The sequence below is a fragment of the Sulfitobacter sp. SK025 genome (assembly GCF_003352105.1).
In the GTDB taxonomy this organism is placed as follows: domain Bacteria; phylum Pseudomonadota; class Alphaproteobacteria; order Rhodobacterales; family Rhodobacteraceae; genus Sulfitobacter; species Sulfitobacter pontiacus.
This window is the reverse complement of record NZ_CP025808.1, coordinates 932620-955600: the sequence shown is the minus strand read 5'-3', so window position 1 is coordinate 955600 and position 22981 is coordinate 932620. Positions and strand designations below refer to the sequence as shown.

At 62.1% G+C, this 22981-nt stretch carries 23 protein-coding genes; 5 read left to right on the top strand and 18 right to left on the bottom strand.

The annotated features are described in order from the left end of the window. The gene (locus tag C1J04_RS04570; protein ID WP_009826152.1) at positions 1 to 696 is read left to right on the top strand and encodes a CDP-alcohol phosphatidyltransferase family protein; all 696 of its coding nucleotides are present in this window, start codon (positions 1 to 3) and stop codon (positions 694 to 696) included. A 42-nt stretch (positions 697 to 738) separates the two neighbouring features. Here C1J04_RS04570 and C1J04_RS04565 read toward each other — a convergent pair whose 3' ends face one another. From C1J04_RS04565 to C1J04_RS04545, 5 genes are all read right to left on the bottom strand, one after another. Continuing rightward, the gene (locus C1J04_RS04565) at positions 739 to 1197 is read right to left on the bottom strand and encodes a methylated-DNA--[protein]-cysteine S-methyltransferase (RefSeq protein WP_009826151.1); all 459 of its coding nucleotides are present in this window, start codon (positions 1195 to 1197) and stop codon (positions 739 to 741) included. Between the two features lie 33 nt (positions 1198 to 1230). Next, positions 1231 to 4146 (bottom strand): isoleucine--tRNA ligase, encoded by a 2916-nt coding sequence (ileS, locus tag C1J04_RS04560; protein ID WP_009826150.1) that lies wholly within the window; start codon positions 4144 to 4146, stop codon positions 1231 to 1233. 196 nt (positions 4147 to 4342) lie between these two features. Next, complete coding sequence (locus C1J04_RS04555; protein WP_009826149.1) at positions 4343 to 5344, bottom strand: YcjF family protein; 1002 nt, start codon at positions 5342 to 5344, stop codon at positions 4343 to 4345. Then, positions 5344 to 5799, bottom strand: coding sequence for a GNAT family N-acetyltransferase (locus C1J04_RS04550; protein WP_005851714.1), 456 nt, complete (start codon positions 5797 to 5799; stop codon positions 5344 to 5346). Before C1J04_RS04550 ends, C1J04_RS04555 begins: the two co-directional genes overlap by 1 nt. Beyond that, positions 5796 to 7208: a YcjX family protein gene (locus C1J04_RS04545; RefSeq protein WP_174226597.1), complete on the bottom strand. Its 1413-nt coding sequence runs from the start codon at positions 7206 to 7208 to the stop codon at positions 5796 to 5798. The genes C1J04_RS04550 and C1J04_RS04545 overlap by 4 nt, the downstream gene beginning before the upstream one ends. 92 nt (positions 7209 to 7300) lie before the next feature. On the opposite strand from C1J04_RS04545, the gene truA reads away from it, so the two are divergent. Continuing rightward, entirely contained in the window at positions 7301 to 8089 is a 789-nt protein-coding gene (truA, locus tag C1J04_RS04540; RefSeq protein ID WP_005851709.1) for a tRNA pseudouridine(38-40) synthase TruA, read from the top strand. 9 nt (positions 8090 to 8098) lie between these two features. Here truA and gndA read toward each other — a convergent pair whose 3' ends face one another. Continuing rightward, positions 8099 to 9526 (bottom strand): NADP-dependent phosphogluconate dehydrogenase, encoded by a 1428-nt coding sequence (gene gndA, locus C1J04_RS04535; RefSeq protein ID WP_009826146.1) that lies wholly within the window; start codon positions 9524 to 9526, stop codon positions 8099 to 8101. Positions 9527 to 9679: 153 nt separating this feature from the next. On the opposite strand from gndA, the gene C1J04_RS04530 reads away from it, so the two are divergent. Continuing rightward, positions 9680 to 10138: an NUDIX hydrolase gene (locus tag C1J04_RS04530; protein WP_009826145.1), complete on the top strand. Its 459-nt coding sequence runs from the start codon at positions 9680 to 9682 to the stop codon at positions 10136 to 10138. 87 nt (positions 10139 to 10225) lie between these two features. After that, positions 10226 to 11707, top strand: coding sequence for an inorganic phosphate transporter (locus C1J04_RS04525; protein ID WP_009826144.1), 1482 nt, complete (start codon positions 10226 to 10228; stop codon positions 11705 to 11707). Positions 11708 to 11731: 24 nt separating this feature from the next. Here the strand turns inward: C1J04_RS04525 and C1J04_RS04520 are convergent, their stop codons facing one another. The 3 genes from C1J04_RS04520 to C1J04_RS04510 form a co-directional block, all read right to left on the bottom strand. After that, entirely contained in the window at positions 11732 to 12730 is a 999-nt protein-coding gene (locus C1J04_RS04520) for a 2-dehydropantoate 2-reductase (RefSeq protein ID WP_009826143.1), read from the bottom strand. Further along, a complete protein-coding gene (gene argF, locus C1J04_RS04515) occupies positions 12727 to 13632 on the bottom strand; it encodes an ornithine carbamoyltransferase (RefSeq protein ID WP_009826142.1) in 906 nt (301 codons plus the stop codon). The genes C1J04_RS04520 and argF overlap by 4 nt, the downstream gene beginning before the upstream one ends. Positions 13633 to 13707: 75 nt before the next feature. Further along, positions 13708 to 14883, bottom strand: coding sequence for an aspartate aminotransferase family protein (locus C1J04_RS04510; RefSeq protein ID WP_037954177.1), 1176 nt, complete (start codon positions 14881 to 14883; stop codon positions 13708 to 13710). Between the two features lie 432 nt (positions 14884 to 15315). Here C1J04_RS04510 and C1J04_RS04505 point away from each other — a divergent pair, with 432 nt between their 5' ends. Next, a complete protein-coding gene (locus tag C1J04_RS04505) occupies positions 15316 to 15915 on the top strand; it encodes a GcrA family cell cycle regulator (RefSeq protein WP_009826140.1) in 600 nt (199 codons plus the stop codon). A gap of 58 nt (positions 15916 to 15973) precedes the next feature. Here C1J04_RS04505 and C1J04_RS04500 read toward each other — a convergent pair whose 3' ends face one another. From C1J04_RS04500 to cyoE, 9 genes are all read right to left on the bottom strand, one after another. Then, positions 15974 to 16411 (bottom strand): VOC family protein, encoded by a 438-nt coding sequence (locus tag C1J04_RS04500; protein WP_009826139.1) that lies wholly within the window; start codon positions 16409 to 16411, stop codon positions 15974 to 15976. Between the two features lie 9 nt (positions 16412 to 16420). Next, positions 16421 to 17005, bottom strand: a complete 585-nt coding sequence (locus C1J04_RS04495) for a GNAT family N-acetyltransferase (protein ID WP_005851700.1) — start codon at positions 17003 to 17005, stop codon at positions 16421 to 16423. Next, the gene (locus tag C1J04_RS04490; protein ID WP_037954175.1) at positions 17005 to 18267 is read right to left on the bottom strand and encodes a M16 family metallopeptidase; all 1263 of its coding nucleotides are present in this window, start codon (positions 18265 to 18267) and stop codon (positions 17005 to 17007) included. The genes C1J04_RS04495 and C1J04_RS04490 overlap by 1 nt, the downstream gene beginning before the upstream one ends. Beyond that, the gene (gene thrC, locus C1J04_RS04485; RefSeq protein WP_009826137.1) at positions 18264 to 19652 is read right to left on the bottom strand and encodes a threonine synthase; all 1389 of its coding nucleotides are present in this window, start codon (positions 19650 to 19652) and stop codon (positions 18264 to 18266) included. The genes C1J04_RS04490 and thrC overlap by 4 nt, the downstream gene beginning before the upstream one ends. A gap of 5 nt (positions 19653 to 19657) precedes the next feature. Continuing rightward, positions 19658 to 20338 carry an SURF1 family protein gene (locus C1J04_RS04480; RefSeq protein ID WP_009826136.1) on the bottom strand — a complete coding sequence of 227 codons (681 nt, stop codon included), beginning with the start codon at positions 20336 to 20338 and terminating at the stop codon, positions 19658 to 19660. Positions 20339 to 20458: 120 nt separating this feature from the next. Then, a complete protein-coding gene (locus tag C1J04_RS04475; RefSeq protein ID WP_005851694.1) occupies positions 20459 to 21262 on the bottom strand; it encodes a cytochrome c oxidase subunit 3 in 804 nt (267 codons plus the stop codon). A gap of 23 nt (positions 21263 to 21285) precedes the next feature. Beyond that, entirely contained in the window at positions 21286 to 21861 is a 576-nt protein-coding gene (locus tag C1J04_RS04470; RefSeq protein WP_005851692.1) for a cytochrome c oxidase assembly protein, read from the bottom strand. After that, entirely contained in the window at positions 21861 to 22037 is a 177-nt protein-coding gene (locus C1J04_RS04465) for a hypothetical protein (RefSeq protein ID WP_005851690.1), read from the bottom strand. The genes C1J04_RS04470 and C1J04_RS04465 overlap by 1 nt, the downstream gene beginning before the upstream one ends. Then, complete coding sequence (cyoE, locus tag C1J04_RS04460; RefSeq protein ID WP_009826135.1) at positions 22037 to 22972, bottom strand: heme o synthase; 936 nt, start codon at positions 22970 to 22972, stop codon at positions 22037 to 22039. Before cyoE ends, C1J04_RS04465 begins: the two co-directional genes overlap by 1 nt. Positions 22973 to 22981 lie beyond the last annotated feature (9 nt).

The following is a 22981-nucleotide window of genomic DNA, read 5'->3' as shown; positions in this document are numbered from 1 at the left end:
ATGAATATTCATTCCCGTGCCCTTCTAGTCCATCTGTTCACTGCGACGGGTGCGATTTTCGCCATGCTGGCCATGCTTGCTGCCGCCGACGAACGCTGGGATATGATGTTTCTCTGGCTGGTTGTCGCCTTCTTTGTCGACGGGATCGACGGGCCGCTGGCGCGTAAATACGACGTAAAAACCAACGCGCCCGAATTCGACGGCGTGCTGCTTGATCTGATCATCGATTATCTCACCTATGTGTTTATTCCGGCCTTTGCGCTATTCCATTCCGGCCTCATGGACGGGTGGAGCGGTTGGGTCATGATCATCATCGTCACCTTCACCAGCGCCATGTATTTCTGCGACACACGCATGAAAACCAAGGACAACTCGTTCTGGGGCTTCCCCGGATGCTGGAACATGCTGGTACTGGTGCTCTTTGCCCTGTCGCCGCCATGGTGGGTGTCGCTGGTGCTTGTCACGGTCTTGGCCATTACCATGTTCGCCCCGCTGAAATTCGTGCACCCCGTCCGGACAGAGCGTTGGCGCGTGGTCACCCTGCCCATGGCATTGGGCTGGACCTTCTTTGCCGGTTGGGCCGCGTGGGTCGATTTTCACCCGCAAAGCTGGGCCCATTGGGGCCTGATCATCACCAGCGTCTATCTGATGTTTGCCGGTGTCGCGCAGCAGCATCTTTACGACCGCGAGGCCTGATACAGGCGCGCAGGGCCAAGGCAGCAGCACGAAACCTCTAAACTAGATAAGCAGTCCCGCCGCCCCTTCGTGGCGTAGCAGGGCGATCTTGGTCTCTACCCCGCCAGCACCCGAGTATCCGGTCAACCCCTTAGCCCCCATCACACGGTGGCACGGCACAATGACAGGTACAGGATTCTGCCCGCAGGCCTGCCCCACCACTTGCGCCGGGATCGCCAGTTTGGTCGCGATGTCGCCGTAGGTCACTGTATCGCCAAAGGGGATCTCCGACATCTCGGCGCAGACCGCTTGCAACGTGGCACTTCCGCCAATGCGCAGTGGCAAAATGAACTGTGTCCGCCGCCCCGCATCATAGGCACGCAGCTGCGCCTCCGCCTCATCCAGCAGTGCGCTTTTGTCTTGATGAAGGGTATCCTGCCCCCAATGCAGGTGGGTAATCGCGCCCGTATCCTCGGTCACGACCAAGGTGCCAAAGCGCGTGGGGACGCTGCGCCGCTTCACCCGAGTTTCCGGATCAAGCGGCGCGGCGTCATCTTAGGACACAGCCTCGTCACACCGGGCACAAACGCCCGCGTGATCATGGGTGCCGACATCCGGCAGTACCTTCCAGCAGCGTGCGCATTTCTCGCCCGACGCTTTCTCGAACACCACGGCAACGCCGTCGGTCTCTGGCATACGGAACGCCTCTGCCGGGGCGTCATCGCCGGTGATGGCAATGGCTGACGTGATACAGACATCCTCGAACGCAACGCTTTCAAGCGCCGCCCGCTGAGCGTCATCGGCAACAAACACCATAGGTGCGGCCTCAAGCGAGGCCCCGATGACCTTCTCGACCCGCTGCACTTCCAAAGCCGAGGTCACAACCCGCCGCGCGGCACGCACCTTGGCCCATTTTGCCGCCAGATCGGCATCCAGCCACGCCTTGGGCGTTTCAGGGATATCCGTCAGGTGAACCGAGCTTTCGTCGCCGGGGAACCGTTCAAGCCAGACTTCTTCCATGGTGAACACCAGCACAGGGGCCAGCCACGTCGTCAGACGGTGGAACAGGATATCCAGCACCGTGCGCGCAGCACGGCGGCGCAGCGTGTCGCCGTCGCAATACAGCGCATCCTTGCGCACGTCGAAATAGAACGCGGACAGATCAACGGTGGCGAAGGTGAACACCGCCTGGAACACGCCTTGGAAGTCGTAGCGCGCATAGCCTTCGCGCACGACCTGATCCAGTTCAGCTACACGGTGCAGCACCCAGCGTTCAAGCTCTGGCATATCTGCAGGCTCTGTCCGGTCGGCATCGGTAAAGTCCGACAGAGCGCCCAGCATATAACGCATGGTGTTGCGCAGACGGCGGTAGCTGTCGGCGGTGCCTTTCAGGATTTCCGGCCCGATCCGCTGATCCGCAGTATAGTCCGTCTGCGCCACCCACAGACGCAGGATATCCGCGCCATATTGCTGCACGACCTTTTCGGGAACGATGGTGTTGCCGATGGATTTGGACATCTTCATGCCCTTCTCATCCAGCGTGAACCCATGCGTCACCACGTTACGATAAGGCGCGCGGCCCGTGGTGCCCACGGATTGCAGCAGCGACGAATGGAACCAACCGCGGTGCTGGTCCGTGCCTTCCATATAGACATCCGCGATACCGTCTTCCGAGCCATCCTCACGGTCGCGCAGAACGAAGGCGTGGGTCGAACCGGAATCGAACCACACGTCCAGAATGTCAAACACTTGGGTATAGTCGTCGGGGTTCACGATGCCGCCAAGGAACCGCTCTTTCGCGCCATCTTCGTACCAGACATCCGCACCGTCAGCCTCGAACGCTTCGACAATGCGCTGGTTGACCTCTGGGTTGCGCAGCAAGAAGTCTTCATCCGTTGGCAGCGCGCCGTTTTTGGTAAAGCAGGTCAGCGGCACGCCCCAGGCCCGTTGACGCGACAGCACCCAGTCAGGGCGTGCCTCCATCATCGAATGCAGACGGTTGCGGCCCTTTTTGGGCACCCAGTTGACGTTGTCGATCTCGGTCAGGGCGCGTTCACGGATGGTCTTGCCGAATGTGTCCTGCCCGTCGCCAACGGGACGGTCGATCGCGGCAAACCACTGCGGCGTGTTGCGGTAGATGACCGGAGCCTTGGAGCGCCAGGAATGCGGATAGCTGTGCTTGATCTTGCCGCGCGCCAGCAGCCCGCCGACCTCGACCAGCTTGTTGATCACGGCCGTGTTGGCGTCGCCTTCCTTGCCGTTGGGCTTGAGGATCTTCTTGCCGCCAAAGAACGGCAGATCGGCGCGGAAAGACCCGTCTTCGACCACGTTATAGGTGATCACCTGATCCAGCATCCCCAGACCGCGGTAAAGTTCATATTCCTCAAGACCATGCGACGGCGCACAATGGACAAAGCCCGTGCCTTCGGTGTCGGTCACGAAATCAGCGGCGCGGAAGTCGCGCAGATCGTCCCATTCGCCATTGCTGCCTTCGGCCCCCGCCAGCGGGTGCTGCAGCTTAATCTTTGCCAGCTCGTCCTGCGTCACATCCCGCAAACGGCGCACCATGGTGTCATCCAGACGCGCACGCCCGAACACATCCATCGCCATGCTGTCCGACAGCAGATAGCGATCACCGATGGTGACCCAGGATTCCTCGGGGCGGCCGGTGACTTCGTACAGACCGTAAGAGATATCTTCGCCATAGACGACGGCCTTGTTGGACGGCATGGTCCAGGGCGTCGTGGTCCAGATCACGACGTGAGCGCCGTCAAGGCTGGCGTCATCCGTGCCAACAACCTTGAACTTCACCCAGATCGTAAAGCTTTCCTTGTCGTGGTATTCGACCTCGGCCTCGGCCAGCGCGGTCTTTTCAACCGGCGACCACATCACGGGCTTGGAGCCTTGATAAAGCGTGCCGTTCATCAGGAACTTCATGAACTCTTCGGCGATCACACGCTCCGCGTGGAAATCCATCGTCAGATAGGGATCAGCCCAGTTGCCGGTGATGCCCAGACGTTTGAATTCCTCGCGCTGGACATCGACCCAGCCGGCGGCGAACTTGCGGCATTCGGCGCGGAAATCATTGATCGGCACATCGTCCTTGTCGCGGCCCTTCTGGCGGTACTGTTCCTCGATCTTCCATTCGATGGGCAGACCGTGGCAATCCCAACCGGGGATATAGCGCGCGTCAAAGCCCATCATCTGGTGCGACCGCACGATCATATCCTTGATCGTCTTGTTCAGCGCGTGGCCGATATGCAGGTTGCCATTCGCATAGGGCGGGCCGTCGTGCAGCGTAAAGGGCTTGCGCCCCTGCTTTTCGCGCAGGCGGTCATAGACGCCGATCTTTTCCCACCGCTCCAGCCATTCGGGTTCGCGTTTGGGCAGGCCCGCGCGCATCGGGAAATCGGTTTTTGGCAGGTTCAGCGTGGATTTATAGTCAAGCGTTTCGGGGGTGTCGGCGCACATGGCGGGCGTCCTTTGGCAACGGTATTTCGGAATGGTGAATCTTCGGATGCGGTGCGAAAAACTCAAGCACCTCTGCCCGGCGTCTCGTCAATCAGAGCGCCGGGAAAATAATTCGAATAATGATCGCGGAGTTCCGGGTCATATGCAGCCTTATAGGCCGCAGCAGATCGACCGACAAGCCCCCTCGCCCCGGCATCTAGCTGCCTTTGGAAAACAGCCCCGACAGCGCGCGTTTGATGATGCTGCGCACCTTGGGGCGGCGCGCTTCCGAGAACGGCATGGGGCGACAAACCTCCATCGCGGCGACGCCAACGCGGGCAGTCAACGCACCGTTCACCAGCCCTTCGCCAAAGCGGCGCGACAGTTTTGCCAGCATCGTTCCGCCAAGGATCGGTTCCAGCATGTCGTCGCCCACTGCCACGGCCCCTGTCGCCACCAGATGCGACAGCACCACCCGCGTCAGACGCCACGACCCAAAGAAGCCCGAGCGCCCGCCGTATATCTCGGCGACGCGGCGGATCATGCGCAGGTTGCTGGTCATCGCCGCGACCACATCGGCCAGCGCCAGGGGCACCAGCGCTGTCACCGTCGCGACCTGACGGGCCGCCGCCTCGACCTCGCGGCTGGCGGCGATGTCGAGAGGGCCTAACAGCTCTGCCTCGGTCAGCGCCAGCAAGGTCTGCGCATCCAACTGATCGCCGCGCAGCTCTGCCAGACGGTCGCGGCCCCAGCGGGTATCCTCGCGGCCCTGATACAGGCCGACCAGCCGGTCCGTCACAGCCCGCGCCGCCGTCAGATCATTCTGCGCCAGCGCCTCGCCCACATCGTGATGCAAACCGTCAAGCCGCGCCAAACGGCTAAACGCCGCCAATTCACGCAGACAGAGCAGTACCAGAACCAACAGCACCGCACCAATAAGCACGGTCATCACCATCCCCAACAGCGGATAGCTCGCCAGAAGCCCCATGATAAAGTTCCACGCGGCAATGGACACCAGCGCGCCGATCAGCGTGGTCAGCAGCCACCAGAACAGACGCACCAGCTTTGACGGCTTGCGCGCGGCCAGCCGTGCCGCGATCTGCATCGCCTGCCCTTGCGGCGCGGGTGCCCCCACATCGGGCACCGGCGGCGCATCCGATACCGAAGGCCGCGCGGTTGTGTCTTCTTCAAGATCGAATAGCACCGGACCCTTGGCCATCACGCCGCCCCTTTCATCCACTCAAACCGTACATCGGGCAGCCCGAAATCATTGCCTGCCCCGTCGCTGCGCGCCACCTCGATAAAGCCCGCGGCACGGTAGAACCGCGACGCACGCAGGTTCGCCTCGAAACTCCACAGCGCGAGCCGATCGCTTTGCGCCTTGGCCCCGTTCAGCAAACGCTGCGCGATGCCTTTGCCTTGGGCCTTGGGGTGCAGATACAGCCCGTGAATCTCGGCCGCACGCCGTGCAAGAAAGCCCACAACATGCCCCTCGGTCCGCGCCACCTGCACCCAGCCCACATCAATCATGTCGCCCAGTGTGCCGATCTCTTCTGCGCGGCTGTGGGCCTGAGGCAGCCAATCGTGGTCTGCATTGGCGCAGGCCATCACCTCTGACAGGCGGCCGGCATCCAGCACCCGCGCGGGTGCGATGGTCACATCGTCACCGGTCACAGACGATCCCCGATCAGGAATTCCGCCGCGCGGTCCAGACGGATATGCGGTGGCCCGTCACCGGGGCGCAGGTTCAGCCGAGCAGGCGCGAAACGCATGATCTGATAATCCTGATCCAGCCATTTTTTCGCCCCCGCCCGCGCCGGACTTAGAAGATGTGCCGGGTCTTTGGGTAGTTCGCCGGGATAAAACGCGGCCTCTTTGCCGGTATCCAGCAGGCTGCCGCGCACGACCTCTAGGGTTTCGCCGTTGTGCGTCATTGTGGCTTCGGTCGTGGCACGCAAAGACGCCAGCGACATGGCCGATGTCTGAGCCCCCGCAAAGCGCGCGCGGTCGCGGGCATCACGTGTCAGCGCCTCCATGATCGCGGTGAGGCTGGCGTGCTGACTGTGGTGCAAATGGTCGGCCTTGGTCGCGGCAAAGAGGATTTTCTCGACCCGTTTGCCGCGCAAAAGCTGCGTCAGAAATCCGTTGCGTCCGGGTTTGAAGCTGCCAAGGATATCGCTCATGGCAGCGCGCAGATCCTCGACCGCACGGGGGCCCTGATTGATCGCGCCAAGCGCATCCACCAGCACAACCTGCCGGTTGATCCGCGCAAAGTGATCGCGAAAGAACGGTTTGACCACCCGCCGCTTATACGCCTCGAACCGCCGCGCCATCTCGCGTAGCAGTGACCCGCGCGGCCCCTCGCCGCCCGGCAGGGGCGCAAAGGTCAGCACCGGCGATCCGGCCAGATCACCGGGCAGCAGGAACCGCCCCGGTGTGCAGTCGGAATAGCCATTCGCACGTGCCGTTTGCAGATACTCGGCAAAGCTGGCGGCCAGCGCTTGAGCCACGGGTTCGTCCAACGCCGCCTCGGGGTCGATCCCCTCCACCAGCGCGCGGTAGCCCGCGGCCTCTTCGCGGTTGGCGATCCGCGCCAGCACCTGCGCCGACCACGTGGCATAATCCACATCCATCAGCGCCAGATCCAGCAGCCATTCGCCGGGGTAATCCACGATATCAAGATGCACCGTGCGCGGCCCCTGAAACCCCGCAAGCAAGCCGTTTGGCCGCACCCGCAAGGACAGGCGCAGCTCAGATATGGCGCGGGTGCTGTCGGGCCAATGCGGCGTGGGCCCCGTCAGCGCAGCAAGGTGGTTTTCATATTCGAACCGCGGCACGGTATCGTCGGGCTGCGGCTGCAAGAACGCCGCCTCGATCCGCCCTTCGGAGGCCGCAAGCAGCCCCGGCATCCGCCCGCGATCCAGCAGGTTCGCCACAAGCGAGGTGATAAACACGGTCTTGCCGGAGCGCGCCAAACCGGTCACGCCCAGACGGATCACAGGCTCGAAAAACGTCTCGGACACGCCGTCCTGCACATTTTCCACCTGCCGCCATATGCCATCGGCAATTCTTGAGAGTACCAAAGCCCGTGCCCGCCTTCACCTGTCGTTAAGCTCTAACATAGGCACGCGGGTCAGGGATTGCCAGATGGCCACCCTCAGGGTAAACGCCCGCCATGCAACGCTATGCCCTGAAAATCGAATACCACGGCGCACCTTTTGTCGGCTGGCAACGCCAGATCGACCTTGCGTCGGTCCAAGGCGCGATAGAGGACGCCTTGGCCAAGATCGAACCGCGCGCCCATAACATCGCCGCCGCAGGGCGCACCGACGCCGGTGTCCACGCGCTGGCGCAGGTCGCCCATTGCGATATGGAACGTGACTGGACCCCGTTCCGCCTGTCCGAGGCGATCAACTATCATCTGAAACCACTGCCCATTGCGATCGTCGATTGCGTCGCGGTGGATGATGACTTTCACGCCCGCTTTTCCGCGCTCGAACGCCGGTATCTGTTTCGTGTGCTGGTACGTCGCCCTCCGGCGACACATCAGGCGGGGCTGGTCTGGCAGGTCAAGAAGCCGCTGGACATCGACCGCATGCGCGAGGCCGCGACCCATCTGATCGGCGAGCATGATTTCACCACCTTCCGCTCGACCATCTGTCAGGCGCAAACGCCGGTCAAAACGCTGGACCGCGTGGATATGACAGAGCATCCCGTCGGCGGCGGTGTCGAGGTGCAGTTCGACGTGCGCGCGCGGTCGTTCCTGCACAATCAGGTGCGCAGCATCGTGGGCACGCTTGAACGCGTCGGGGCCGGATCATTTGCGCCCGACGATGTGAAACAGATGCTCGCTGCGCGGGACCGTCAAGCCTGCGGCCCCGTCGCCCCGCCGCAGGGTCTGTATCTGTCGCATGTCACCTACGAGACAGACCCTTTCGCACAATCGTCCCTGCGCCGTGGCTAAACCAGCGCCCTAGTCGCGCCGGATCGCGTTCCATGTCCCGTGGTGCGCCCCCGCGATATCGCCGCGTTCAAACCCGTGCGCGCCGAAAAAGTCGCGCTGCGCCTGGATCAAATTCGCAGACCCGCGTGCGGTTCGGATGCTGTCATACCACGCCAGTGACGCGCTTAGCGCGGGCATGGGCACGCCCAGGCTCACCCCGGCGGCGACGGTCTTGCGCAGGCCAGCAAGGTGATCGCCCAGCATATCGCGGATGGCGGGGGCGAGGATCAAGGCCCCCTCGGGCAATCCTGCGTGGAACGCATCGGCCAGATCGTCCAGCAAGGCTGACCGGATGATACAGCCCGCACGCCAGATCTCTGCAATGCGGGCCATATCCAGCTGCCAGCCGAATTCGTCAGAGGCGGCAGACAAAACGCGGAACCCCTGCGCGTGACCCAGGATGCGCGCGGCCAGCAGGGCCGATTTCATCTCATCCTCGGTTGGCAGCGTGCCGCCGGTCACCGCATCCGGCAAGAGCGGCGCCGCCGCGACCCGCAAGGCTTTCTCGCTCGACCAGCCACGGGCACCGACGGCCGCCTCGATCGTGCTGGCCGACTGGCCAAGCTTCAGCGCCTCGATCAGGGTCCAGCGGCCCGTGCCTTTCTGACCCGCCTTATCAAGGATCAGATCCACCATTGGCGTCCCGCTCTCGGCATCCACGGTTTGCAGCGCGGCGGCAGACACCTCGATCAGGTAAGAGCTGAGCGGCCCTTTCTGCCAGCTTTCAAACAGCGCCCCGATCTGCGGTGCCGTTTGCCCACCGGCGTCGCGCAGCAGCCCGTAGACTTCGGCGATCATCTGCATGTCGGCATATTCGATCCCGTTATGCACGGTCTTGACGAAATGCCCCGCCCCGTCCGGCCCCAGATGATCGACGCAAGGCGCGCCCTGAAACTTGGCCGCAATCGCGCTGAGCATGGGGCGCAGCTGGGTCCAGCTGTGATCGGTACCACCCACCATCATCGACGGGCCGTGGCGCGCACCCTCTTCGCCGCCCGACACGCCCATGCCGACGAAATGCCGCCCCGTACCGTCAAAGGCCGCGGCGCGGCGTCGGGTGTCGTGGAAATCGGCGTTGCCGCCATCAATGATGGTGTCGCCCTCATCCAGCAGCGGCATCACCGCGTCGATCATCGCATCCATCGGAGCACCCGACGGGATCATGAACAAGATGCTGCGCGGCTGCGCGATACTGTCGACAAAATCCTCAAGCGTCGCGTGGCCCGAGAGGTGACCCGCCAGCGGTCCGGCCTCCTCCAGAAAGGGCGCGATCCAATCGGCTTCGCGGTTGCTGACCGCCACACGGAACCCCTGCTCGGCCAGATTAAGCGCCAGCGCACTGCCCATCGTCCCCAGACCATAAACGCCAATATCTGCGGTCTTTAAATCTGCGGCCATCGCGCTAAGTCTCCTATAAGGTCCATCAAACAGTGGGATGCACACCGCCGCTGCACAAGGGTTTGCGGGGGTGAAATTGATTCTCGTCTCTTTTTCAGCTACGATGACCGGATAAAAGCAAGAACAACGAAGTTACAGGTTAACGTTTTAATTATGATACATGAACTCAAACGCGCGTGGGAGGGGATGATCCTCCCCATCTGGCGCCGCCCCAAACGTATTCAGGTCGCCGCATTGTGCTACCGTGAAACCCCCGAAGGTAAAGAAGTCCTGATGATCACCAGCCGTGACACCGGCCGGTGGATCGTGCCGAAAGGCTGGCCGATTGACGGACTGGACGGTGCCGGTGCCGCCCTGCGCGAAGCATGGGAAGAGGCAGGCGTGTCCAAGGCCGATATCGAAAGCGAGCCGATCGGGTATTATGACTATGACAAGGGCCTGTCCGAAGGGATGACCACGCCCGTCATCGCACAGGTCTACCTGACCCGCGTCCGCCACATCGAGGATGAATACCCCGAGGTCGACCTGCGCACCCGCCGCTGGATGCCCCCGAAGGAAGCCGCCGAACTGGTGGCAGAGCCTGATTTGCGCGAAATCCTTCTGAACCTCTAGTCGCCACGCCCCGATAGCCCCCCGTGCGGCCTTGCGAAACCGTTTTCACTGTGCCACGAGCGCATGGTTTTAGAAAATGAGGCAGCAATGACCGACGGACCCAAAGGCCAACAGTGGAAAACACTGGATTCTGACCTGAACCGCATCTCGCGGGTGGAACAGGCCGCGACCTATGTGGCGCGCCCTATGGTCGGATTTGGCATTGCCCTTGCCTTCATCGTATTGGCCGCGCTGGTCGCCGGTCTGTTCTTTGGCGCGCAGCCGTCCAACTATGTGGTGATCGCCGCCGCGGCCTTCGGGGCCTATATGGCGGTGAACATCGGGGCCAATGACGTTGCCAACAATATGGGCCCCGCCGTCGGGGCCAAGGCGCTGAGCATGGGCGGTGCGATCATCATTGCTGCCATTTGCGAAAGTGCCGGTGCCCTTCTGGCTGGTGGCGATGTGGTATCGACCATCTCGAAAGGGATCATCGACCCCGCGTCGGTCGCGGATTCCCAAGTGTTCATCTGGGCCATGATGGCCGCGCTGATCTCGTCGGCCCTGTGGGTCAATCTGGCCACATGGGTGGGCGCACCGGTATCGACCACACACTCGGTCGTGGGCGGCGTCATGGGTGCCGGCATCGCGGCTGCGGGGATGGCGGCAGTGAACTGGCCTTCGATGAGTATGATCGCCCTCAGCTGGATTATCTCGCCCGTCTTGGGCGGCGCTGTCGCGGCGATGTTCCTTGCGCTGATCAAGTCGCAAATCCTTTACCAAGAGGACAAGATCGCAGCCTCGCGTCGCTGGGTGCCGATCCTGATTGGCGTCATGTCCGGCGTCTTTGCCACCTATCTGGCGCTCAAGGGGCTCAAGAAGATCGTCGAGATCAACATGGGCTCGGCCCTGCTGATCGGTTTGGCCTGTGGCGTTCTGGCCTATGCCATTTCCTACCCCGCCATCCGCCGCGCGTCGGTCGGGATGGAGAACCGCAACAAATCCGTCAAAGTGTTGTTCGGCCTGCCGCTGGTCTTTTCCGCAGCGCTGCTCAGCTTTGCACATGGGGCTAATGATGTCGCCAACGCGGTTGGGCCCCTTGCCGCGATCGTCCACGCCTCGGAGTTCGGCGGGTTCGAGGCCAAAGTCTCTATCCCTATGTGGGTGATGGTGATCGGGGCCTTCGGCATTTCCTTCGGGCTGTTCCTTTTCGGGCCGAAACTGATCCGCATGGTGGGCAGCCAGATCACCAAGCTGAACCCGATGCGCGCCTATTGCGTCGCCCTCTCTGCGGCGATCACCGTGATCATCGCCTCGTGGCTGGGCCTGCCCGTCAGCTCTACCCATATCGCTGTGGGGGGCGTTTTTGGCGTAGGCTTCTACCGCGAATGGCATATGGAGCGCCGCCTGCGTCGCCCCGGTGCCAAAGCCGGTCAGGTCAAACGCATCGCTGTAGAGGAACGCCGCCGCCGAAAACTCGTGCGCCGGTCGCACTTCATGACCATCGTCGCGGCCTGGGTCATCACCGTCCCCGCGGCAGCAACCATGTCAGCGATGATCTTTCTGGGGCTGAACGCGCTAGTCAACTAAGCGCTGTGGCGCATGGCTTGCCGCCTAGCGAAGGTCCGAGGGGTCCATATCGGGCAACCCCGGACCGCGCGCCTGCGCCTCTTTCACCAGATCAGAGACCCGCTGACACAGCGGCGTGGCGACGCCTTCCTGCGCCCCCATCGCGATGATCCGGCCCTGAAGCGCGTCGATCTCGGTCGGTTTACCCGCCTCTAGGTCATAGGACATCGAGGTCCGCGCCATCGGGTCAATCGTCAGCATCTTGGCCGCGACACGCGTGAACAGCGGCGTCGGCAGGCGCAGCACCCAAGGGATCAGCGGTGCGGGCAGTGGCGTAGAGGATGCAGGGTGGATGCCATGAGCCTTCAGCACGGCAAGCGCCTCGGCCATCTGGGCGGCCATCACGCGTCGCCAGCGCCGGTCAAGCAGTTGTTGCTGCAAGGTCAGCCCTGACAGGGCGTTCAGCGCGTTGTTCAGGTTCAGCAACAGCTTGCCCCATTGAACGCCGATGATCGCCCCCGTTCCCGTAACCTGCAATCCCGGCACCGACAGATAGCCCGCCAGTGGCATCCGGCCCGTTTCGACGAAGATATCCCCGCTGGTCGCGCGGTGATACCGCCCGTCGCCATGGGGGACGACGTTGAAGGGCACCATGCCCCCGCGTACATCATGCAACGGCAAGGCCTCGCGCAGGATCTCGGCCGCGTCGAGGCCGTTTTGCAGGCTGACAATGGTCGAAAGCGCCGGCGTGTGCTGCGCCACCAGCCGCGCGATATCGGCGGTGTCGTCGGTCTTGACCGTGACCAGCACGATCCCCGCCTCGGCAAGACAGGCAGGGTCCTGAGACAGGGTCAGGCTTGCGGCAGGCACCTGTTGGTCGAGCCCGTCAAAACCCGTCAGCCGCAGACCATGCTTGCGGATCTGCTCTGCCACGCGGGGGCGTACCAACAGCGTGACATCGCGACCGTGGGCGGCAAGCATGCCACCCACAAAGCAGCCGATCGCCCCCGCACCCGCGACAACGATGGGCCGCCGGTCGCTCATTTCCCCAAGCACCAGCGCATGACCGACTTTTGCGCGTGCAGCCGGTTTTCAGCCTCGTCAAAGATGACCGAGCTTGGGCCATCCATGACAGAGCTTGTCACCTCGTCATCGCGGTGTGCAGGCAGGCAGTGCATAAACAGCGCGTCGGGCTTTGCCTTGGCCATCAGCGCGTCATTCACCTGATAGCCGCGCAGCTGGTTGTGCCGACGTTCGCGCGCCGATTGCGGATCATGCATCGACACCCATGTGTCTGTCACGACCAGATCCGCGCCCTCTACCGCTTTGTTTGGGTCACGCTCGGTTGTGTAAAGGCCATTCAGCGCGGCCTCGGGGTCAAGTGTCTGCGGGCCGGTGAACACAAGTTCGAAATCAAAGGCTTTAGCCGCATGCGCGAAGCTGGCGAAGACGTTGTTACCGTCACCGGACCAGACCACCTTTTTGCCCTTGATCGGGCCGCTATGCTCTTCAAAGGTCATGATATCGGCCATGATCTGGCAGGGGTGGGTGCGGTTGGTCAGCCCGTTGATCACCGGGACAGAGGCATATTCCGCCATTTCCAGCAGGGTCGCCTCTTCGAAGGTGCGGATCATGATCAGATCGACATAGCGGCTGAGCACCCGTGCCGTGTCGGCGATGGTCTCTCCGTGGCCGAGCTGCATATCTGCGCCAGACAGCACCATCGTCTGCCCGCCCATCTGACGCACGCCCACGTCAAAGCTGACCCGCGTCCGTGTCGAGGGCTTTTCAAAGATCAGCGCAACCATGTGATCCTTGAGCGGCTGTTCATCATCCGGCGCACCACGGGGGCGGCCCAGACGGGACGATTTCATCGTGGCGGCATTGTCGATGATGCTGCGCAGGTCAGCCGGATCGGTTTGGTGAATATCGAGAAAATGTTTCATGGGTTATTCTTTTATTTTAGGGAGTTGGGGGGCCAGCCCCCCCGGCCCCCCGGAGTTTATAGGGCAAAATGAAGGTCAGCTGGCAGCAAGGCTGCTGGCCGCTTGATCAAGGCGGGAGACGGCCTCGGCGATGTCTTCATCGGTGATATTGAGAGGGGGCAGCAGGCGGATCACGTTATCCGCCGCCGGTACTGTGATGACCTCGTAACGGTAGCCCGCAGAGACGACATCGCTGTTGGTGGCTTTGCATTTCAGCCCCAGCATCAGCCCGCTGCCGCGCACGCTTTCGAACACGTCAGGGTGGCTGGCGACCAACCCTTCGAGCTTTTGGCGCATCAAGCCGGCCTTGCGGTTCACATCCTCAAGAAAGGCGTCTGTGCCGATGATATTGACCACAGCATTGCCCACGGCACAGCCCAGCGGGTTGCCGCCATAGGTCGACCCGTGGGTGCCCGCCGTCATGCCAGAGGCCGCGTTTTCTGTGGCCAGCACGGCGCCCAGGGGGAAACCGCCGCCGATGCCTTTGGCGACCATCATGATGTCGGGGGTGACGCCGGCCCATTCATGGGCGAACATCTTGCCGGTGCGGCCCACGCCGCATTGCACCTCGTCAAAGATCAGCAACAGCCCGTGTGTTTCGCACAGCGCGCGCATCTGTTTGAGGTCAGCATCCGGCACGGGACGGATGCCGCCTTCGCCCTGCACCGGTTCGATCATGATGGCGGCTGTGGTATCGGTGATCGCCGCGCCAAGCGCCTCCATATCGCCAAATTCGATATGTTTGAAACCGGGGAGCAGCGGGCCGAAGCCTTTGGTCATTTTCTCGGATCCTGCCGCCGCGATCCCGGCAGATGACCGCCCGTGGAACGAACCCGAGAAGGTGATGATCTCGGTCCGGTCGGGCTGGCCCTTGTCGTAGAAATACTTGCGCGCCATCTTGACCGCCAGTTCGCATGCCTCGGTGCCGGAGTTGGTGAAAAACACCGTATCGGCAAAGCTGAGCGCGACCAGCCGGTCGGCCAGTTCCTGTTGCTGGGGGATCTCGTAGAGGTTCGAGGTATGCCAAAGCTGCCCCGCCTGTTCGGTCAGCGCCGCCACCAGCGCGGGGTGCGCATGGCCAAGCGCGTTCACCGCAATGCCTGCGCCCAGATCCAGAAATCGGCGGCCGTCCTGTTCAATCAACCAGGACCCTTCGCCTTTGACAAAGCTCAGGGGGGCGCGTGAATAGGTCGGCAGAACAGATGGGATCATCAGGATCATCCTTATGGGTTGGCCGCATCAAAGGCACAAAAGGCCATGTGTGACGGAGAGGGTCAATAAGATTTGAAGGGGTGCGACGCAATTTATGTCGCAAAAGATCAATGCCGTGCCCCCCTTGTCAGGGGCCGGTGTCGCCAATTAGCCTTGGCGTCGTCGCAAAGAGGATGTCGAACGGTTGATCATGCCGTTTGCATAAGCAGCTTTTCGCGGCTTGCAAAGCAAAAATTGGCGCGCGATCGCCGCAATCTGTCGCACGAACGGTGCGGTGGCTGCTTTGCTGTGGTTTTAGGGGAGCGTTTGTCCCCGCTGCCGCCCCAATCGCCCGTTCGCGCCTTGCACCCAAGCTGTCAGTGATTAGTATAGGGGCTTGAGATTTTTCCACGGCGGTCCTGAGAAGGGCCGCTTGTTAGCTAAGGACGCCAAATGTCTTGGACCGATGACCGCGTAGAGATCCTGAAGAAAATGTGGGGCGAGGGCCAATCCGCAAGCCAGATTGCAAAGGAGTTGGGCGGTGTGACCCGCAATGCCGTGATCGGCAAGGTGCATCGTCTGGGGCTGTCCAACCGGACCGCAACCGCAGCGCCCGCCGCCGCCCCTACTGCGGCGGCGAAACCGGAAGCCAAGGCCAAGCCTGCCGCGAAACCCGCCGCAGCCGCCAAGCCCAAGGCTGAACCCGCCCCCGAAGCCGCAGAGCCGGAACCGGCGGAGGCCACGCCAGCGCCCCGCCCCAACCTGCCCGCGCGCGCCAAGATCATTCCCGCCGGTCAGCCGCTGCCACCGCAGCCCTCCGCGAACGAGATCAGCCCGGAAGCGCTTGCCAAGGTGAGTGAGGTCGAGAAAAAGTCGAAGAAGATCGGCCTGATGGACCTGACAGAGCGGACCTGCAAATGGCCCGTCGGTGACCCTGCAACGGATGATTTCTGGTTCTGTGGTCTGCCCGTACAGCAGGGCAAGCCCTATTGCGAGGCCCACGTCGGCGTCGCCTTCCAACCGATGAGCGCGCGGCGCGACCGCCGCCGCTAACTCGCTGCGGACATCAGAGTAACGAAAGGCCAGACATCGCTGTCTGGCCTTTTTCATATCAACGCGTCGGTGGAGGGGGTGGATCATCCCTGCCCGGCTCTGCCGGATTATCACAGAAGACCGCGATCTTGTTGCCTTGGGGGTCGCGCAGGTAGCTGACGTAGAAGCGCGGACCATAGGTGACGCGAAACCCCGGCTGGCCCTCATCGCTGCCGCCCGCGGCCAGCGCTGCGGCGTGCAGCACGCGCACCTGTGCCTGAGTGGGTGCTTCGAACGCGATCATGGACCCGTTGCCAGCAGAAGCCGGCGCGCCATCGAAGGTCGGTTTGACGTAAAAATCCGGCAAGGCCGCGGGCTGCCCCGCAGCCTGCGACAGCACAAAGCTCAAGCCTTCGGGGCCTTCGGTCAGGGCATAGCCCAAGGCTGGCAGGAAAGCGGTATAGAAGCGTTTGGCACGTGCAAGGTCGTCTGCCCCGACGGTGACATAGGCGATCATCAGAAACCCCTACCCCGCTGCGGTCTTGCCCCGACGGTCCCCGCGCAGCTGCGCATACAGCACATGGGTCCGCCAGCGCCCGTCGATTTGCAGATAGCTTTGCGCGACGCCTTCGTATTTGAAACCGGTCTTTTCCAGCAACCCGCGCGAGGCGATGTTCTCGGGCAGGCAGGCGGCCTCGACGCGGCTGATGTCCAGACGGGTGAAGGCGTGGTGCACCGTCGCCTCGATCGCTTCGCGCATATAGCCACGGCGGGCGAATTGTTCGCCGGTCCAATACCCCAAGGTGCCCGCCTGTGCCGGGCCGCGGCGGATGTTATCCAGCGTGATCGCCCCGATCAGCATGTTGTCCTTGCGGCGGATCAGGAACAGCGGCAGCGCCGTCCCCGCAGAGACCGACCGATTGGCCCAGTAGACCCGATTGGTAAACGCTTTGCGCGACAGGTGGTCCGGTGCCCAAGACGGCTCCCACGGGGTGAGGTAGGTGATGCTGTCCGACCGCAGGGTGGCCCAGGGGCGGAAGTCAGCATGCACCGGTGGGCGCAACGTCAGCCTTTCGGTTTCAATGGCAAGCTTTCGTTTCAGCAGTTGCATCAGGCAGCGCGACGCTCCTGAAGTTCTTCCAATGTGGGGGCACCATCTACCGGACCATAAAGCGCCAATGCCGCAGGGGCGCTGGCGGCGATATTCTGGGCAAAGTCGCGCACGTCGCCTGTGGTGACCGCGTCGATCTGCGCGATGGTCTCTTCCAGCGGGGGGACGCGGTCCCAGATCTGGATCAGACGCGCCAGACGTTCCGCGCGGTTCGACGGGCTTTCCAGCCCCATCAGCAGGCCAGCCTTCATCTGCGCCCGTGCCCTTGCAACCTCGGCCGGGGACATGTCGGAGGCGGCGCGCTTCATCTCGTCAATGGTGATGCCCGCCAGTTCGGGCAGTTGTTCACCGCTGGTCCCTGCATAGATCGTCATCATGCCTGTGTCGGCATAGGCCCCTGCCTGCGCAAAGATCGTATAGCACAGGCCGCGGTTCTCGCGGACCTCCTGGAACAGGCGGCTCGACATGCCGCCCCCCAGGGCAGAGGCATAGATCTGCGCGACATAGATATCATCGGCGCGGTAGCCGGGCGCTTCGAACCCGAGCGCGAAATGCGCTTGCTCAAGCGGTTTCAACTGGCGCACTTCACCGCCGCTGAATTTGGCAGCATCAACGTCGAAGAGAGGCTTGGGGGGCATGTCGCCGAACAGCTGTTCAGCAAGGCGCACGATCTCGTCATGGTCCACCGCCCCTGCGGCGGCGAGGATCATCTGGTCGGGGCCGTAATGCTGGCTGATAAAGCCCGACAGGTCGTCGCGGCTGAAATTCGACACGCGTTCGGACGGGCCCAGAATGGTGCGCCCGATGGGTTGGTTGGGGTATGCCTTTTCCTGCAACCAGTCAAAGATCACATCATCCGGCGTATCCAGCGCCTGACCGATCTCTTGCAGGATCACGCCGCGCTCTACCTCGATCTCGCCATTATCAAGGACCGGATTGCGCAAGATATCCGCGATCACATCCAGCCCCAGCGATACGTCATTTTCCAGCACGCGCACATAGTATGCCGTCACCTCGCGCGAGGTATAGGCGTTGATATAGCCGCCCACATCCTCGATCGCTTCGGCGATTTGCAACGAGGTGCGCTTGGCCGTGCCCTTGAACGCCATATGCTCAAGGAAATGCGCGATACCGTTTTGCGTGGCCGTCTCATGCCGCGCGCCCGCCGAAACCCAGACCCCGATAGATGCCGATGCAAGCCCCGGCATATGTTCGGTTACGATACGAAAGCCATTGGACAGGCGGTGTTGTTGCAAGCTCACTGAGCGATGCCCCCTTTAATGATATCCTTGAGCGCCTCAAGGTCGTTCGGCACGCGGGTTACGCGTTCTTCGCGGTCGAACAGATCGGCCATGTGGTCGGGCAGCGGCGGGCGCTGGCCTGTGGCGGCTTCGACCGCGTCGGGGAACTTGGCCGGATGCGCGGTGGCCAGCGTGATCATCGGCGTCGCCGGATCACGCAAGGCCGCCCCCACGCGGACCCCGATGGCAGAATGCGGGCACAGCAGTTCGTTTGTGTCGGCGTAGAAGGCCTTGATCGTCTCGCTGGTTTCCTCTTCGGACACGCGGCCCGATTTATAGGTGTTTTGGAGGTCGCGCAGGGCATTGTCGCCCACGTCGAATCCACCCTTCGCCAGATCACCCATCAGCGCATTGATCGCGTCGCTGTCTTGGCCGTAGGCGAAATACAAGGCGCGTTCAAAGTTGGAGCTGACCTGAATATCCATCGATGGGCTGATAGAGGCATGAACCTCGCCCTTGTGGTAGCCGCCTGTGGTCAGGCAGCGGTGCAGGATGTCATTCTGGTTCGTCGCAACCACCAGATCGGCAATCGGCAGGCCCATTTCGCGCGCGATGTAGCCCGCGAAGATATCGCCGAAGTTGCCCGTGGGGACGGTAAAGCTGACCTTGCGGTCCAGCGCGCCCATAGCGAGCCCTGCGGTGAAGTAATAGACCACCTGCGCCAGCACGCGGCCCCAGTTGATGCTGTTGACCCCTGCCAGCTGCACCCCGTCGCGGAAAGCGTGGTCGTTGAACATGTCTTTCAGGCGCGCCTGACAGTCGTCGAAATCACCGTCCAGCGCCAGCGCGTGCACGTTGCTTTCCGATGGTGTGGTCATCTGTCGGCGCTGCACTTCGGACACGCGACCGTGGGGAAAGAGGATGAAGACATCAACGTTATCCAGCCCGCGGAAAGCTTCGATCGCGGCGGATCCGGTATCGCCCGAGGTCGCACCGACGATGGTCACCCGTTCACCCTTGCGCGACAGCACGGCCTGGAACATGTGGCCGATCAACTGCATGGCAAAGTCTTTGAACGCCAGCGTGGGTCCGTGGAACAGTTCAAGCAGGAAGTGCCCCTGTTCAAGCTGCACCAGCGGCGCGCGCACCTTGTGGTTGAAGCCCGCATAGGCCTTGGCGATCAGCGCCTTGAATTCATCGTCGCTGAATGTGTCGCCGACAAAGGGTTTCATCACACGAAAGGCGACATCCTCGTAGGACATCGTGGCCATCTCGCGCAGCTCATCGGTGCCGAGCGTCGGGATCGTTTCGGGTACATACAGGCCGCCGTCACGGGCGAGGCCGGTCAGCAGCGCCTCTTCGAACGACAAAACGGGGGCGGAACCACGGGTGGAGACATAACGCATAAGGGTCAGCTTTCGGTTTTGGGCGCGCGGCGGCGGCGCAAGAAGAACAGGCTCATCCCAAGCCAGATCGCGGCAAGAGAGAACCAAGTGATGGCATATTGCAAGTGGTCGTTGGGAATACGGGCGGTATCGACGGGCAACGGGCTGATCCCCGCTGGCTGAGGCGTGCTGCTGCGCGCAACCAGAAGAACGGGGTCGGTGCCAAGCGTTTGCGCCATATCCGGCACATCGCGCGCGAACCAGATGTTGCCCTTCAGGTCGGCCTCTGGGGTGAAGCTATCGGTTTCGCGCGGCCATTGCAGATTGCCCGTCACCGTCGCGGGGCCCAAAGCGCGGCGGGCGTCCTTGTCCGTTGTCAGGACAAAACCGCGGTCGACCATGATGCGGCGGCCAGACTCTAGCGCGAAAGGCGCGATGACGCGGTATCCTGCGCCGACGTCTTTCTGGGACACAAGCACATGCACCTCGCCTGCGCGATAGGCACCGGTCACCGCGACGGGCAAATAGGCGTCATCCTCGGCGTTGACGGTAGGGGGCAGGTCGACGGGGGCGGCGGCGATGCGGGTGTTGATGTCGGCGATAATCGCCTCTTTCCACGCCAGCCGCTGGATCTGCCAAACGCCCAGCCAAATCAGGATAGCAGCCCCGCCAAGGCCGACAATCAGCAGGAATAGCGTACGACGCATAAAGCTCTCTTGAGGTTGGCACCCGTGGACGGGTGGCGGCAATGCAAAGGCGCGCAAGGTCCCCCTCGCGCGCCTGTTGCTTTTAGTGATTGCGGCCCGGTTTGCAAGCCGACTGCGGGCTTAGATGCCCCACATGTAGACGGCGAAGAAGAGGAACAGCCAGACCACATCAACAAAGTGCCAGTACCAGGCAGCGGCTTCAAAGCCGACGTGCTGCTCTTGGGTAAAGTGGCCTTTCATCGCGCGGAACAGGCAGACCGCAAGGAAGATCGTGCCGATCACAACGTGGAAACCGTGGAAGCCTGTCGCCATGAAGAAGCTGGAGAAGAACAGGTCGCCGCCGAAGGTCCAGTCGTCATGGGCCAGCAGTTCATAATATTCATAGGCCTGGAACGCGGTGAACAGCATGCCCAGAACGATCGCGATGGACAGGCCGGCGATCAGGTCTTTGCGGTTGTTTTCATGTACCAGCGCGTGGTGTGCCCATGTGACAGCGCAGCCCGACAGCAGCAGGATCAGTGTGTTGATCAGCGGCAGGTGGAAGGCGTCAACGGGAATGATATCCGGCTGCACATATGTGGAGCCCGGGAATTCATCCATCGGGTACAGGGCTTCTTTGAAGAAGGTCCAGAACCACGCCACAAAGAACATCACTTCGGACATAATGAACAGGATGAAGCCATAGCGCAGACCGATGCGCACGACGTTGGTGTGATCGCCGACGTGGCTTTCAGCAACAACCTCGGACCACCATCCGAACATGCAGTACAGAACGGCAACCAGACCACCCAAGAAGACGAAGGGGGTTACATCGTGCATCCAGAAGACACCACCAACCAGCATGACACAGCCGGCGATGGAGCTGAGCAATGGCCATGTGGACGGCGGCAGAATGTGATAGTCATGGTTCTTTTCATGGGCCATTGGTTCAGTCCCTCACCTTTTTCTTAATTCAGGTTTGTCTCGCTGTCCTGATCGGGGGCTTCATAGTCCTCGGGCAGGTCAATTTCATAGAACGTATAAGACAGTGTGATCGTATGTACATACTTGCCATCACGGTCTTCGACGATTTCGGGGTCAACAAAGAAGCTGACGGGCATTTGAACACGCTCACCGGGGGCGAGCACCTGTTCCGTAAAGCAGAAACATTCGATCTTTTCAAAGAAGGCCCCGGCGGCATAGGGCGTCACGTTGTAGGACGCCTGCCCCGCCACGGGGTGATCGGTTGGGTTGTAGGCCTCGTAGAACGCCAGCCCGGTCTCGCCGATGCGCAGTTCCATCTCGTTGACGACGGGTTTGAATTCCCACGGCATGTCTTCGTTCAAGCTGCCGTCGAAACGCACCTTGATCGTCTGATCCAGCACCTCGCCCTCGGCCCCCGCGACCTGCCCCGGCGTTCCGCCAAAGCCGGTGACGCGGCAGAACCAATCGTAGAACGGCACCGATGCCCAAGCCAGCCCGCCCATCAGGATGACGACAGAGACGGTTTGCACCACAGTCTTCGCGGGTCCGGACAGGGCCATCAGTTGCTCTCCTGTGTTTGAAGCTCACCACCGGGCAGATCGTTGAAATCGATGTTGGTGATTTTGACAAAGGTCAGCGCCATGACCAGCACGACAAAGGCGGCCAGCAGCAGACCGACGCCAAGGTTGCGCCCGCGGCGGCGTGTGTGAATCTCGTGTTCAGCGCGAATACCCATTACCAGCCTCCCAAGCCGTAGCCCCGCAGGGTGGCCTCCAGCAGAATGGCACCGAAGTGCAAGAAGAGATACCATAGCGACAGGCGGAAGAACTTGCGTTCAACGCGGAAATCATCGGCTTCGCTGTCGTCTTCATCACGCTGCCAGATGCGGAAGGCCCCGACCAGGAACAACAGGTTCAGCACACCCGCGGTCGCCAGATAGATTGGCCCGCCGATCGAGGTGAAGCCGGTGCCGACCGCCAGAATGACCAGCAAAACAGTATAGGCCAGAATATGACGACGGGTGGAGCGGCGGCCGTGGGTCACGGTCAGCATCGGCACCTTCGCGTCGTCATAGTCATTGCGCATGAACAGCGCCAAGGCCCAGAAGTGCGGCGGGGTCCACATGAAAATCAGCGCGAACATCAGCCATGCCTCGACCGAGAAGCTGCCGGTGGCGATGATCCAGCCGATCACGGGCGGGAACGCCCCCGCAGCACCGCCGATGACGATGTTCTGCGGCGTCGCACGCTTAAGCCACATGGAATAGAAAACGGCGTAGAAGAGGATCGTGAACAGCAGCATACCCGCGGCCAGCAGGTTGGCCGCCAGCCCCAGCATGACGACAGACATGCCCGACAGCGCCACACCGATCGCCAGCGCTTCGCCCGGCTGGACGCGCCCCGACGGGATCGGGCGGCCTTGGGTCCGGCGCATGATCGCGTCGATGTCGGCGTCCCACCACATGTTCAGCGCCCCCGAGGCCCCTGCTCCGATGGCGACAAACAGGATCGAGGCAAAGCCGATCACGGGGTGCACAGACTCGGGCGCGGCGAGCATGCCAACAAGTGCGGTAAATACCACCAACTGCATGACGCGCGGCTTCATCAGGGCGAAATAATCGCCGAACTGCGCCTCATACTCGCCCGCAGGTGTCGTGCTGGTATCTGTCATGCGATCTCT